Consider the following 14,098-nt stretch of genomic DNA (forward strand, 5'->3'; position numbering starts at 1 on the left):
CGCTGCGCCAGCGAATGGCTCCAGCCAAACCCCAACCCGCAATCCACTTCCACCGCACTGGTGCGATACACCCGCGTCCACTCAAACGGCAAAATCCCGTCCAACGTGCCATCGGTGAGGGTCAGCAATTCCTCGCCGGTGACCATCGAAACGGGGCAACCGTGGGTGACGGTTTTGTCCGCAGGGGCCGCCGCATCGCCGTTCAGGTTCTTGCCCGAAGCCGGCACATCATCCACAGGTTCCTGGCGCACCAACGCGGTCTGCTGCGTCTTGCCGCGCACCGCCGGCACCGGGTTGGCAACCAACTGATCCCCAGCCTTCAGCGGCGCAACCGGCACGGTCTTGATCGGCGTCGGGGCACTGCTCAGCAACAAGGGTTTAACCGCCGCTACATGTGGCTCCAACGTCGGCCCCACATGCTGTTTTGCCAGCAACTCGAGCAAACTCCGCGCCCGTCCGGACTTGATGTGCCCGAGGACTTGAGTGCCCAGGCGTACTGCCACGCCCATGCCCGCCGTCGCCCGAATCAACAGCAAGTTGATCAACACCTCGCCGGTGATTTCGCCCATCAGCTCCTGCATGTCTTGCGGCGGCAGCAGGCGCATCCAGCTGACCATCGCCGACACGTAAATGAACAACAGCGGCTCATCGCTGAGTACCAGCAGGCCGTTGGCGATCGCGTCATTGCTGAGTGTCAGCAGCTCATCAAGCTCGGCCTGGGAGATGTACTTGAGCAACTTTTCGCTGTTGGGTTTGATGTCCGCCAACATGTCAAACAACTGCGTCAAGTTGTCCCAAAGGGTGTAGAGCGCCGTGCCCATGCCATTGAGAGCCGCTTTCTCCAGCATCCTGCGTTGATCAAGCGGTTTGGCGTCGGTATAAATTCTCCACTGCGCTTGGAAGGTGTCGTTCCACGCTTTACGCAGGCGCTCTTCCAACCCCGCAATCACTGTCTGATAAGACGCGTACAGTGCCTTGACGTGATCTTTGGAAACATCGGGATAAAAACTGATTCGGTACGATTGATTACGATCACACTCGGTGATTTCGAGAATGCCGCTGGGGCCGATGGTGTGGTGGATCGGCTCGCCCAATGGGCCGCCGTTGGGATCGACGCGTTGCAGCACCACCGGCGTATTGCCGATAGGCACGAAGCGCTTGCTTTGGAACATATGCACCAGGGTCAATGTGCCATTGGCCTGGCACGTGGCAACGGTGCTGCTGGGAATGATGGAGCGGTTGATCGGGGCGACCAGCGCCACCTCATCCCCGACCTTGAACACCTGCTCGACATCCAGCGCCGAGAAGCTCCAGAAGCTCGACGCCCATTCGTCAAAGGTATTCAGGCATTCGCGAAAATCACGGAAGACGCTTTCAACGTCGACCGTCTTCACGTCCATTGGGGTCAGGGCCAGCCTGCCAATGGCCGGGTTCAAGCGCTAGCCCCTTTGGCCTGGGCTCTAACTAACAAAACCATCTGCAATCCCTCGCACTGTGTGATCAGGCGAAGGACTTTGCAGCGGTTTTCAGGAAGGATCTGTAGAGCTTATCCGGGTGTTGGGTAGGAGGTTTCGCTAGTTCTTGTCAGCGCTGCGCAAACGCCAGGTTCAACCCCAACCCCGCAAAGGCTGCGGCAAAACTGCGGCGCAACCAATTCTGTACCCGTGGCGATTCGATCACGGCACGGCGAAACACATTGGCCAGCAGGCCGTACACCACAAACACCGCAAACGTCATCGCCATGAAAACGCCACTTAGTACCAGCATCTGCACAGCGGGCGCCGTGCTGCCGGGGGTGACGAATTGCGGCAGGAAGGCCAGGAAGAAAATCGTCAGCTTGGGGTTCAGGATATTCAGCAGAAAGCCGCGCAGCATCAGGCTGCGTGCAGTCGCGACCGCTGGTGTGTCGCTCATGACGAAGGCCGAGCGGTCACGCCAGGTGGCATAGGCCAGATACAAAAGGTAGGCCGCCCCAGCGAATTTCAACGCCTCAAAGGCCAGGGCGCTGGTATGCAGCAGGGCGGAAAGGCCCAATATCGATGCGAGCAAGTGGGGAATGATCCCGGCAGTACAGCCCAACGCGGCGAACAGGCTGGCACGCTTGCCGGCAGTGAGGCCGGTGGACACGGTAAAGATCACCCCAGTGCCGGGGATCAGCACGACGATCAGGCAGGTGACGAAAAAGTTCAGGCTGAGCATGGCATTCAAACTCCTTGTACGAATGGTCGATGACCGATCCTGTCACGTTCAGTGATAACTGGCGAGTGCAACAGGTCGGCGAACCCCGGTTAGACTTACCTGTCGATATCCGCACAACCGGCCCGTCGTTATTCAAGGAAACCCCATGTATTCAAGCCGCCTGATCCTGTGCCTCACCACCTTGCTGGTGCTGGCCGGCTGCTCCACTCCACGCGGCCCGCAGCAGCCTGAGCGCAGCGAGGCCGAGGTGAAGGCGCAGATTGTGCGGCTGTTACCGGCCACGGTGGCGGACCGCAACGGCTGGGCCAAAGACATCTACACTGCCTTCGACACCCAGAAAATCTACCCCAGCAGCGAAAATATCTGCGCTGTGCTGGCGGTGACCGAGCAAGAGTCCACCTATCAGGTAGACCCGCCGGTGCCGAACATGGGCAAGATCGCCCAGGATGAAATCCTGCGCCGCGCCGGCAAGGTCCATGTGCCGGCCTTTGTGGTGCGTACCACGCTGCAACTGCGTTCGCCGACCGGCAAGACTTACGCCGAGCGCTTGAATGCCGCGCGCACAGAGAAGGACTTGAGCAGCATTTTTGACGATTTCATCAGCATGGTGCCCCTGGGTAATACCTTGTTCGGCGGCTTTAACCCGGTGCACACCGCCGGCCCCATGCAGGTCAGCATCGATTTTGCGCAGCAACACGCCCGCGATTATCCCTACACCGTGGATGGCACAATTCGTCGCGAAGTCTTCACCCGTCGTGGCGGCATGTACTTCGGTATCACGCATCTTCTCGGTTACCCGGTGAGCTACGACCAGCCGCTGTACCGCTTTGCCGATTTCAACGCGGGGTGGTATGCCAGCCGCAATGCCGCGTTCCAGGCTGCTGTCAGCCGAGTCAGCGGCACCGAGCTGGCGCTGGATGGGGACCTGATTCGTTATGGCTCACTGCTGCCCGGCACCACCGAGTTGGCGGTGCGTTCCCTGGGCGCGAAGCTGGATATGCGCAACCCCAGCATCCGCAGCCAGCTGGAAAAGGGCGAGCAGCTCGACTTCGAAGAAACCACCCTCTACAAACGCGTATTTGCCCTGGCCGACAAAGCTGCCGGCAAGCCTGTGCCGCGCGCGATTTTGCCGGGCATCGTGCTCAAGAGTCCGAAGATCACCCGCAACCTCACCACCGCGTGGTTTGCCAAGCGTGTGGATGAGCGCTATCAGCGTTGCATGAAGCGTTAGCTGATTGTTGATCATTGGCTAGGCTGATCTTGATGGTGAACTTGGGGAGGCTGGGGTACACCTCGTGTTTTGGCCAAGGAAGAGCTCGCCATGATCACTTACACCGTGCCCGAAGGCTTTGTCTCGCTGCCACGCAGCAGCCCGTTGCTCGACCTGTTAGGTCCGGCGTATTGCCGGGGTGAAGGGTTGCAACTGGAAATCGGCCTGCGTGCCGACAACCGCCACGCCAATGGGCGCGGCACGGTGCACGGTGGGGTGTTGGCAACGCTGGCGGATGTCGGCATGGGCTATGCGATGGCGTTTTCCAGCGAACCGCCGTTACCGCTGATAACCGCTAGCATGACCCTGGACTACCTGGGTGCCGTGCAGGTGGGGTGGAGCACCACAAGCGTGGCAGGCAGATGGCGTTTGCCACCGTGAGCCTGCAAGTGGGGGACAAGGTGGTGGCACGGGCGAATGCGGTGTTTGCGGTACCTCACTCTGACGATGAAGATTAAATGTGGGAGCTGGCTTGCCTGCGATAGCGGTGTGTCAGCCAAGCAGTTGTTACCTGATACACCGCTATCGCAGGCAAGCCAGCTCCCACATGAGTATTGTTTTTTTTCAGGAAAACCGGGCAAAGAAAAGGCCCGATTTTTCGTGGAATCGAGCCTTTTCTCATGTTGCTCTTGTCGACAGGGGCTGCTGCGCAGCCCAACGGGAGCAAGCTCCCTCGCCACAATTAGCCTGTTGCTCTTTAGATCAACTGCGCTCGAGGGCCAGGGCTACACCTTGGCCGCCGCCGATGCACAAGGTGGCCAGGCCTTTCTTGGCGTCGCGCTTGATCATTTCATGCAGCAGGGTCACCAGCACGCGGCAGCCTGAGGCGCCGATCGGGTGGCCGATGGCGATGGCGCCGCCATTGACGTTGACCTTGTTCGCATCCCACTCCAGCTCTTTGCCCACCGCCAGAGATTGCGCGGCGAAGGCTTCGTTGGCTTCGATCAGGTCCAGGTCACCCAGGCTCCAACCGGCTTTGTCCAGGCAGCGGCGGGTAGCCGAGACCGGGCCGATGCCCATGATCGCAGGGTCCACGCCGGCGTTGGCGTAGCTGGCGATACGCGCCAGCACCGGCAGGCCGAGAGCCTTGGCTTTTTCGGCGCTCATCAACAAGACAGCGGCGGCGCCGTCATTGAGGCTGGAGGCGTTGCCGGCGGTGACGCTACCCTCTTTCTTGAACGCGGGCTTGAGCTTGGCCAGCGACTCGGCTGTGGTGCCGGCGCGCGGTTGCTCATCCACGGCGAAGGACAACGGATCACCCTTGCGCTGTGGAATCAGGATCGGAGTGATCTCATCGACAAACCGGCCGGCTTCGATAGCGGCGGCGGCTTTCTGCTGGGAGGCGGCGGCGAAGGCGTCCTGGGCTTCACGGCTGATGCCGTACTTGTCCACCAGGTTCTCGGCGGTGATGCCCATGTGGTAGTCGTTGAACGCATCCCACAGGCCGTCAGTGATCATGCTGTCGAGCATCTTGGCGTGGCCCATGCGCAAACCGGTGCGCGCAGCGGGTAATACGTATGGCGCCAGGCTCATGTTCTCCATGCCGCCGGCGATGATCACCTCAGCGTCACCACAACGGATGGCTTGGGCACCCAGGTGCAGGGCTTTGAGGCCCGAGCCGCAGACCTTGTTCAGGGTCAAAGCCGGCACCGCATGGGGCAGACCCGCCAGAATAGAGGCCTGGCGCGCCGGGTTCTGGCCGCTGCCTGCGGTCAGTACCTGGCCGAGGATCACTTCATCGACCTGAGCCGGGTCCAGACCGGTCTGCTCCAGCAGGCGACGGATCACGGCCGCGCCCAACTCCGGTGCCGGAATGCTGGCCAGCGCTCCTTGAAAGCTGCCCACGGCGGTGCGGGTGGCAGCAACAATCACGACGTCTTGCATGGAATCTGTCCTCACTGGAAGTGCATTTCTGGAACGTGGTCCGGGACGATCAGTTTACCGGCGGTCTTGCTCACAATCTCTTCAACGCTGACGCCAGGTGCGCGTTCCTTGAGGACAAAAGCGCCATTTTCGATTTCCAGGTACGCAAGGTCTGTCAGCACGCGCTTGATGCACTTGGCGCCGGTCAGCGGCAGGCTGCATTGGCTGAGCAGTTTGGACTCCCCGTCCTTGGACGCGTGGGTCATGATCACGATGATGTTTTCTGCACCGGCCACCAGGTCCATGGCGCCGCCCATGCCCTTGACCAGCTTGCCGGGGATCATCCACGACGCGATGTTGCCTTGCACGTCCACTTCAAATGCGCCGAGCACGGTGAGGTCGACATGCCCGCCGCGAATCATTGCGAAGGACTCGGCAGAGGAGAAGATCGAGGCGCCGATGCGTGCGGTCACAGTTTGTTTGCCGGCGTTGATCATGTCGGCATCGATGGTTTCTTCGGTGGGAAACGGGCCCATGCCGAGCAGGCCGTTTTCCGATTGCAGCATCACTTCCATGCCTTCGGGGATGTAGTTGGCCACCAGGGTCGGGATGCCGATGCCGAGGTTGACGTAGAAACCGTCCTGCATTTCGCGGGCGACGCGTTGAGCCATTTGTTCGCGGGTAAGAGCCATGTGTTGTCTCCTTATTATTTGGGCTGGCGGATTATTTGCGGACGGTGCGCTGTTCGATGCGCTTCTCGAAGGTGCCGCAAATGACTCGGTCGACGTAAATCCCTGGGGTGTGGATATGCGCCGGGTCCAGCTCGCCCGGTTCGACGATTTCTTCAACTTCGACCACGGTGATCTTGCCCGCAGTAGCCGCCAGCGGGTTGAAGTTCTGCGCGGTATGGCGGTAGATGACGTTGCCGAAGTGGTCGGCTTTCCAGCCTTTGACAATGGCGAAGTCGCCGGTGATGGACTCTTCCATCAGGTACGGGCGACCGTTGAACTCGCGGGTCTCCTTGCCTTCGGCCACCGGAGTGCCGACGCCGGTGGCGGTGAAGAAGGCCGGGATGCCGGCGCCGCCTGCGCGCATTTTTTCGGCCAGGGTGCCTTGGGGCGTGAGCACCACTTCGATTTCGCCGCTGAGCAGTTGCTTCTCGAAAAGCGCGTTTTCACCGACGTAGGAGGCGATTACCTTGCTGATCTGCTTTTCTTCCAGCAGTACACCCAGGCCAAACCCGTCGACGCCGCAGTTGTTGGAAACCACGGTCAGGTCGCGGGTGCCTTTGCGCTTGATCTCGGCGATGAGGTTTTCTGGAATGCCGCACAGGCCAAAACCACCGGAGAGCACGGTCATGCCGTCTTCCAGGCCTGCCAGTGCTTCTTCATAGGACGCCACGCGTTTATCGAAACCTGCCATATGCACCTCTTTTATTGTTTGTGGGCCAGCCAATGAACTGAGTGTTGCGCCGACGGATTGATTTGTTAAGTTGTTTTTTAAGGTTGATTGATTTAGAAAACAGCATAGTCCAATCGCCGCCCGGAGCAGCCTCATGACCGTCAAACAGATGCGCGCCTTTCTCGCCGTGGCCCAAAGCCTGAGTTTTGCCGCCGCCTGCGAGCGCCTGCACCTTTCCCAATCGGCGCTGAGCCTGACCATCAAGGGCTTGGAGGAGGGCCTGGGCGGCCGCCTGTTCAGCCGCAATACCCGCAACGTCGCACTGACGCCTGAAGGTGAATCGCTGCTGCCGTTGGCGCGCCGGTTGATTGCCGACTGGGACAATGCCGAAGACGAACTGCGTCAGCGTTTCACCCTGCAGCGTGGCCGCGTCACCGTGGCGGCGATGCCTTCGTTTGCGGGCAACCTGCTGCCACCGATTCTTAAGATATTCCGCGCACGTTACCCGCAGGTGAATGTGACGGTGCATGACCTGATCAATGAACAGGTGCTGGAAATGGTCCGCGATCGCCAAGTGGAGTTGGGCGTGGCGTTCGAGCCATCCGAAGGTTCGTCCCTGGCATTCACGCCTTTATACCTGGACCGGTTTATTGCGGTGGTGCCCGGTGATTCGCCCTTGGCGCAATGTACCGAAGTCGACTGGAAAACCCTGTTGGAACACCCGTTCATCACCCTGCAACGGCCCTCGACGGTGCGCGTGATGCTGGAGGAGCACCTTGGGGCCTTGCAGATGAAATTGCCGGTGGCGTTGGAAAGTCATCAATTGGCCACAGTCGGCAAGATGGTTGCCAGTGGCCTGGGTGTCAGCGCCGTGCCTGCGCTATGCGCGCGCCAGATGGAGGAGGCGGGCGCCCATTGCATCACCTTGAGCGATCCGGTGATCGAGCGGCCGATTGGCGTGCTCACCAAACCCGGTCACGAACTGTCGGCGGCGGCGCAGGTGTTGTTTGATATTTTTCGCGACGAAGCGGCGAAGGGACGTTTCCCGACGTTTTGAGCGTGCCACAAAACAAATGTGGGAGCTGGCTTGCCTGCGATAGCCAGTTAACATTCAACAAAAGTGTTGGCAGTTAAACCGTTATCGCCGGCAAGCCAGCTCCCACAGTGGGCAAGTTTTACTTAGTAGTAGCGGTCGATCACTTTAACTTGCGAGTTATCCTTGAAAGATGCCCAGGCATTGTTAAGTGTGTCGAATACTTGCTCAATGAAGTTTCGATCGGCCGCCGCTTTCTTGCCGACATAACCCTGGCCGCGGCGGTACATCTTCAGGCGCGCCGCAAGTTCACGGTGAGTGCGGTCAAACTCGGCTTCTTCGGTGTGGGGCGCCAGGCAGTCAATTTTGACTTCGCCCGACTTGCCAACCCACAGGATATGGTCGTCGAGTTTGTCTTTTTGCGCTGCGAACATCTCAGCCAATTCATCGATAGTTGGTTGGTTGTTCAGATTCATGTGTAAGCCCCTTGACCAGTTGGCGATCTATCAGTTGGTTCGTTAAAACTGCTTAGTTGTCTCCGGTTGCGAAAACCGGGCGTCAGTAACGGTCTGCCGAATACGGGCAGGGTCTTGAACCTGATGCATGTAGTCTTGCTGATGAGCGGCTACGTGATGGTTTCATCACGAAGACAAGCAGCGTTTGAGCTCCTTGTACCGATCCTTGCGGGCCGGTCAGCTTCATCAATCTGCCTTGTGGGCAGTGCACATCCGGAAAAAACAGCTCGGCGGTCAGACGAGCTTGTTCAAAACGCGTGTTACCAACGCTCCCGATCCGGGAGACGTCTCGATAATGCAAGGACAAAAAGGTTACGTCAACGATTATGTAGTGATTATTTTTAGTCACTACATAAATTGCTGTGGGGACGGGAGAATGCGGGAAAACGTGACTTGGGCGTCATTTTTTGTGCGGTGGGTCGTGGTGGGCAGATAGCCAATCCAACGCGCAATCCCTGTGGGAGCTGGCTTGCCTGCGATCGCGGTGTGTCAGCCAAAGACTTGTTAACTGATACACCGCTATCACAGGCAAGCCAGCTCCCACAGTTGGATTTTCGGTGGTTTTGCTAACTCAGTCGTTCGGCGAGCAGGGGCAACAACCGCTCGCATGACGCCTGGATTTTCACCTGCAACAGCTCATCCCCACGGGTCTTGCCCAGGTTGATGGCAATTACCGGCTTGCCTTGCTCCACCATCGCCTTGCACAGGCGAAACGCCGAATAGGCCATTAGCGAAGAACCCACCACCAGCAGCCCGTCTGCATGCCCCACGGCGGCCATGGCCCTGGCTGCCGTAGCCGGTGCCACGTTCTCGCCAAAAAACACAACGTCTGGCTTCAAGCGCTCGCCATTGCAATGGGGGCAGCGAGGAACCTGGAAGCGTTCTTCAAAGGTCGGATCGAGCAGGGTGTCACCGTCGGGCGCCTGCACCGCGTGGACCTGCACCAGGTAAGGATTGTCGATTTCCATCTGCCGCTGAATCACATCGCGGGTACTGCGCTGCTGGCAGTCCAGGCACAGCACACGATGCAGGCTGCCATGCAGTTCGATCACATCATGGCTGCCGGCCTGATCATGCAGGGTGTCGACGTTTTGCGTGATTAGCCCGCTGATACGGCCACGCTGCTGCAGCGTGGCCAGCGCCAGATGAGCCTGGTTCGGCTGCGCAATACGCACCCGTGGCCAACCCAGCATGGCGCGTGCCCAATAACGGCGACGCGCTTGCGCGGTGGCGAGGAATTCCTGGTACATCATCGGCGCCTTGCCACGGCGCACGCCTTCGCTGTCGCGATAATCCGGGATGCCCGATGACGTGCTGATACCTGCACCGGTCAAGACCAAAAAGCGTCGTTCAGCCATGGCCCGGTACAGGGTGTCGAGGTGGTTTTCTTGATGGTCCAGCGTATCGAGCATGGGTTCCCCTATTCGCCGCGGATGTACTGCTCCAGCTGTTTGATCAAGTCGGTCTGTTCGGCAATGGCCTCTTTTACCAAGTCACCGATGGACAGCAGGCCCTTCAGTTCGCCGTCTTCGACCACTGGGAGGTGGCGCAAGTGACTGTCGGTCATGATGTTCATGCATTCTTCGACACTTTTATGGGTATCCACGGTGATGACCGGTGAACTCATCACCTCATGGACCTTTGTGGTAACCGAAGAGAGTCCCTTGAGGATGAGTTTGCGGGCGTAATCACGTTCGCTGATGATTCCGACAACCGCGCCGTCTTTGACCACCGGCAAGGCCCCGACGTTTTTCTCTGACATCCGCACCAGCGCCTCAAAGACCGTGTGGTCCCATTGAATGGTATGGACGTCCTGGTTCTTCTGGTCCTTGGCTTTGAGCAGTTGTGCAACGGTTTTCATGGCGGCCACTCCGGTGTTGTTATTAGGAAGTCAGCGAGTCCCTTACAGAATCCTAGACGGGCTACAGCGCCGCAAGGCCCAAAGCGGCGTTAAACCCGTCGAAAAACGTCATTCGCCGGATTATTTCGCTATTCAGCCGGCACTTTTCGGCTTTTTCGCCCGCTTTGGAGCGCCTGTCGTCTTGCGCGGTGCAGCCTTGCGCTTGTTTTTCCACGGCGTAGCACCTCGGCCTGCCGGGCTGGCTGGGCCGGTGATGGTCATGCGCATGCCATTGCAGCGTGCCACTTGTTTGCTCATCCAGGCCGCCTGCTTGGCGACGAATTCTTCCAGGCTCATTTCACCGCTTTGCACCATGTCCAGCGCCTGCTCCCAGATCGCGGTGGTGCCTGGGTCGGCAATCGCCCGAGGCACCGCGTCGATCAGGCTGAACGCCGCCGGAGTGGCTGACAGTGCCTTGCCGTTTTTGACCAGATAACCCCGGTCGAGCAAACCCTGGATAATCCCCGCGCGGGTGGCTTCGGTGCCGATGCCGGTGGTGTCCTTGAGCTTTTGCTTGAGCAGTGGGTCTTCCACCAGTTTGGCGACGTTTTTCATCGCCTTGATCAGGTCGCCCTCGGTGAAGGGCTTGGGCGGCTGGGTCCAGAGGTCCTTGAGGTTGACCTTGGCCACCGCGTAATTCTGGCCTTGCACCAAGGTCGGCAAGGCCTGCGGTGCAGGAGCTTCACGGCCTTTGGCAGGCGCCAGCGCCTCGGGCAGGGCGCGTTTCCAGCCCGGCTCGATGATGACTTTGCCTACCGCGCGCAAGGCTTGGCCGGCGCAATCGAAATCCGCCTGGGTGCGATCGTATTCATGGTTGGGCAGGAACTGTGCCAGGTAACGCGCGCGAATCAGCGTGTAGACCGCACGGTGTTTGCCGGCCAGTTGCGCGACGTCCTTACCGGCACCCGTAGGAATGATGCCGTGGTGCGCGCTGACCTTGGCGTCGTTCCAGGCCCGCGAGCGGCGTTGCGGGTTGATATGCGGTATCAACTCATTCACCGCCGCATCCGCGCGGGCCAGCGCGGCCAAGATCTTCGGCGCATCACTGTGTTGGCTGAGCGGCAGGTAGCCGCAATCACTGCGAGGGTAGGTGATGACTTTGTGGGTTTCGTAAAGGGACTGCGCGATGTCCAGGGTTTCCTGGGCGCCGAGGCCGAGCTTCTTGGAACAGATTTCCTGCAACGTGCCGAGGTCGAAGGGCAGGGGCGCCACCTCGCGCACGCGTTCGGTACGCAGTTTGACCAACCTGGCGCTGGCGGCGTTGGTCATCGCATCGGCAGCATCGCGAGCCAGTTGTGGGTTAAGACAGCGGCCTTGATCGTCGCAGGCATCCTCAGCGGCCCGCCATTGAGCCGTAAAGGTCATGCGCTCATGCCGCAAGTCGACATCAATGGCCCAGTAAGCCACCGGCACAAAGTCGGCGATGCTGCGGTCGCGGTCCACCACCAGGCGCAAGGTCGGGGTTTGCACGCGGCCCACCGGCAATACGCCTTGATACCCGGATTGACGCCCGAGCAAGGTAAACAAGCGACTCATGTTCATGCCGATCAACCAGTCGGCGCGTGAGCGGCCGAGGGCCGAGTGATACAGGCTGAAGGTTTCGGCGCCGGGTTTGAGGGCGGCGAGGGCTTTGCGAATGGAGGCGTCATCCAGCGCCGACAGCCACAAACGCTGGATCGGCCCGCGATAGCGGCAATGCTCCACCAACTCACGGGCGATCATTTCGCCTTCGCGGTCGGCGTCGGTGGCGATCACCAGTTCCTGGGCTTCCCCGAGCAAACGCTTGACGGCCTTGAACTGGCTGGCGGTCTTGGGCTTGACCAACATCTTCCATTTTTCCGGCACGATTGGCAGGTCGGCCAGCACCCAGCGCTTGTATTTGGCGTCGTAGGCGTCGGGTGGGGCGGTTTCCAACAGGTGACCGATGCACCAGGTGACTGTGACCCCGTTACCCAGCCAGCACCCGTCGCCACGCCGACTGGCGCCGAGCACGGCCGCGATATCCTTGGCCTGGGAGGGTTTTTCACAGAGGTACAGCCGCATGGTCATCACATCAGATCGGGTCGATGCCTTGCAGGATGCTCAGTCAAAGGCAATTGAGCAACTGTTATCTGTATGGATGTACAGCAATTTGTGTGGTCAGCACTCAGAAAAATGTGGGCACTAGCCTGCCTGCGATACGGACAACTCGGCACATCTGACACTCCGAGGTGATGCAATCGCAGGCAAGCCAGCTCCCACAGGGGGCTTCAGCGTTTTGAAGATCAGTTGTTATTGATATCCACGTTCTTGGTTTCTTTCAGGCAGAACAACCCCACAATCAAGCTCACGCCGGTTACCACCACCGGGTACCACAAGCCGTAGAAGATATCGCCGGTGTACACCACCAAGGCAAACGACACGGTCGGCAGGAACCCGCCAAACCAGCCGTTACCGATGTGGTAGGGCAGCGACATCGAGGTGTAGCGGATGCGCGTCGGGAACAGTTCCACCATCAGTGCTGCCAACGGGCCGTAGCACATGGCGGCGATCAGGATCAGCACCACGATCAGCACCACCACCATCACTTTGTTGACCTGGGCCACATCCGCCGAAGTCGGGTAGCCGGCCAGGGTTACCGCGCCGCGCAGGGCCGCTTCATCGTAACCGTCGATACGCACATCACCCACGCTCACCTGTACCGGGCTGCCGGCTGGCGCGGCGGCGCTGCTGTATGGCAGACCTTGCTTGACCAGGAAGGTCTTGACCTTGTCACACGGGCTGTCAAAACGCGCCTTGCCCACCGGGTCGAACTGGAAGGTGCAGGTGGCCGGGTCGGCCAATACGGTAATCGGCGCCTGGTGGCTGGCCTGGTCCATCGCCGGGTTGGTGTAATGCGCCAGCCCTTTGAAGATCGGAAAGTACAGTGCGGTGGCCAACAGCAAGCCGAGCATCAGCACCGGTTTGCGCCCAACCTTGTCCGACAGCCAGCCAAACAGGATGAAGAACGGCGCGCCGATCACTACGCTGATAATCAACAGCATATTGGCCAGGGCCGGGTCCATCTTCAGGAACTGCGTGAGGAAGAACAGCACATAGAACTGCGCCGCATAGAAGGTCACTGCCTGCCCGCCGTTGATACTGAACAGCGCAATCAGCACCACCTTGAGGTTTTCCCATTTACCGAAGGATTCGCGGATCGGCGACTTGCTGGCCTTGCCTTCCTCTTTCATCTTCAGGAATGCCGGCGACTCATGCAGGCTCATGCGAATCCAGGTGGAAATACCCAGCAGCACAATCGAAAACAGGAACGGAATGCGCCAGCCCCACACCTCGAACTGGTCACCGGTGAAGTAACGGCAAGCCAGCACCACCAGCAGCGACAGCAGCAAGCCAAGGGTGGCCGTGGATTGAATCCAGCTGGTGTGCAGGCCGCGTTTGCCGGCCGGTGCGTGCTCGGCCACATAGGTGGCTGCGCCGCCATATTCACCGCCTAACGCCAGGCCTTGCAGCATGCGCAGCACGATCAGAATGATCGGCGCCGCAATGCCGATGCTGGCATAGGTCGGCAATAGCCCGACACAGAAGGTCGCGACACCCATCAGGATGATGGTGACCAAAAACGTGTACTTGCGCCCGATCATGTCGCCCAGACGGCCGAACACCAACGCGCCGAACGGCCGCACCACAAAGCCTGCGGCAAAGGCCATCAAGGCGAAGATGAACGCCGTGGTGTCGTTGACCCCGGCAAAAAATTGCTTGCTGATCACCGCCGCCAGGGCGCCGTAGAGGAAAAAGTCGTACCACTCGAACACCGTCCCTAAAGACGAGGCGAAGATGACTTTCCTTGATTCGCTGCCGGTGCTCGCCTTGACGGCCGAGCCCAGGGGTTGAGCATGTTCTGACATCGGGTATCCCTCACAGTGATTATTTATTGT

The 14,098-nt window shown here is 59.6% G+C and carries 12 protein-coding genes and 1 pseudogene; 3 read left to right on the forward strand and 10 right to left on the reverse strand.

The genetic code is table 11. The annotated features are described in order from the left end of the window. Together GIW48_RS11685 and GIW48_RS11690 are read right to left on the reverse strand one after the other, a co-directional pair. A partial coding sequence (locus tag GIW48_RS11685) for a DUF6531 domain-containing protein (protein WP_236486582.1) occupies nt 1-1,400 on the reverse strand: 1,400 nt, incomplete at its 3' end. 184 nt (nt 1,401-1,584) lie between these two features. Continuing rightward, nucleotides 1,585-2,199 (reverse strand): LysE family translocator, encoded by a 615-nt coding sequence (locus tag GIW48_RS11690; protein WP_236462151.1) that lies wholly within the window; start codon nt 2,197-2,199, stop codon nt 1,585-1,587. A 145-nt stretch (nt 2,200-2,344) separates the two neighbouring features. Here GIW48_RS11690 and GIW48_RS11695 point away from each other — a divergent pair, with 145 nt between their 5' ends. Continuing rightward, nucleotides 2,345-3,430, forward strand: a complete 1,086-nt coding sequence (locus tag GIW48_RS11695; RefSeq protein WP_186617355.1) for a DUF1615 domain-containing protein — start codon at nt 2,345-2,347, stop codon at nt 3,428-3,430. 90 nt (nt 3,431-3,520) lie between these two features. After that, nucleotides 3,521-3,927, forward strand: a pseudogene (locus GIW48_RS11700) (PaaI family thioesterase). Nucleotides 3,928-4,171: 244 nt separating this feature from the next. On the opposite strand, the gene GIW48_RS11705 reads toward GIW48_RS11700, so the two are convergent. Genes GIW48_RS11705 through GIW48_RS11715 form a run of 3 tightly spaced genes read right to left on the reverse strand, consistent with a single transcriptional unit; the run spans nt 4,172 to nt 6,754 of the window. Then, complete coding sequence (locus GIW48_RS11705) at nt 4,172-5,353, reverse strand: acetyl-CoA C-acetyltransferase (protein WP_017135010.1); 1,182 nt, start codon at nt 5,351-5,353, stop codon at nt 4,172-4,174. An 11-nt stretch (nt 5,354-5,364) separates the two neighbouring features. Continuing rightward, nucleotides 5,365-6,024, reverse strand: a complete 660-nt coding sequence (locus GIW48_RS11710) for a CoA transferase subunit B (protein WP_017135011.1) — start codon at nt 6,022-6,024, stop codon at nt 5,365-5,367. A gap of 31 nt (nt 6,025-6,055) precedes the next feature. Next, the gene (locus tag GIW48_RS11715; protein WP_017135012.1) at nt 6,056-6,754 is read right to left on the reverse strand and encodes a CoA transferase subunit A; all 699 of its coding nucleotides are present in this window, start codon (nt 6,752-6,754) and stop codon (nt 6,056-6,058) included. A gap of 133 nt (nt 6,755-6,887) precedes the next feature. Between GIW48_RS11715 and GIW48_RS11720 the strand changes: the two genes are divergently transcribed. Continuing rightward, nucleotides 6,888-7,790 (forward strand): LysR family transcriptional regulator, encoded by a 903-nt coding sequence (locus GIW48_RS11720; RefSeq protein WP_017135013.1) that lies wholly within the window; start codon nt 6,888-6,890, stop codon nt 7,788-7,790. Between the two features lie 122 nt (nt 7,791-7,912). Here the strand turns inward: GIW48_RS11720 and GIW48_RS11725 are convergent, their stop codons facing one another. The 5 genes from GIW48_RS11725 to GIW48_RS11745 form a co-directional block, all read right to left on the reverse strand. Beyond that, a complete protein-coding gene (locus GIW48_RS11725; RefSeq protein WP_017135014.1) occupies nt 7,913-8,242 on the reverse strand; it encodes a hypothetical protein in 330 nt (109 codons plus the stop codon). Nucleotides 8,243-8,847: 605 nt separating this feature from the next. Then, nucleotides 8,848-9,693, reverse strand: coding sequence for an NAD-dependent protein deacetylase (locus tag GIW48_RS11730; protein ID WP_170038749.1), 846 nt, complete (start codon nt 9,691-9,693; stop codon nt 8,848-8,850). Nucleotides 9,694-9,701: 8 nt separating this feature from the next. Continuing rightward, complete coding sequence (locus GIW48_RS11735) at nt 9,702-10,142, reverse strand: CBS domain-containing protein (protein WP_017135016.1); 441 nt, start codon at nt 10,140-10,142, stop codon at nt 9,702-9,704. Between the two features lie 132 nt (nt 10,143-10,274). Next, a complete protein-coding gene (locus GIW48_RS11740) occupies nt 10,275-12,224 on the reverse strand; it encodes a DNA topoisomerase III (protein ID WP_236462147.1) in 1,950 nt (649 codons plus the stop codon). Nucleotides 12,225-12,445: 221 nt separating this feature from the next. Then, nucleotides 12,446-14,068 (reverse strand): MFS transporter, encoded by a 1,623-nt coding sequence (locus GIW48_RS11745; RefSeq protein WP_017135018.1) that lies wholly within the window; start codon nt 14,066-14,068, stop codon nt 12,446-12,448. Between the last annotated feature and the right edge of the window lie 30 nt (nt 14,069-14,098).

This window comes from Pseudomonas sp. PA-6-3C (assembly GCF_021605825.1).
In the GTDB taxonomy this organism is placed as follows: Bacteria; Pseudomonadota; Gammaproteobacteria; order Pseudomonadales; family Pseudomonadaceae; genus Aquipseudomonas; species Aquipseudomonas edaphica.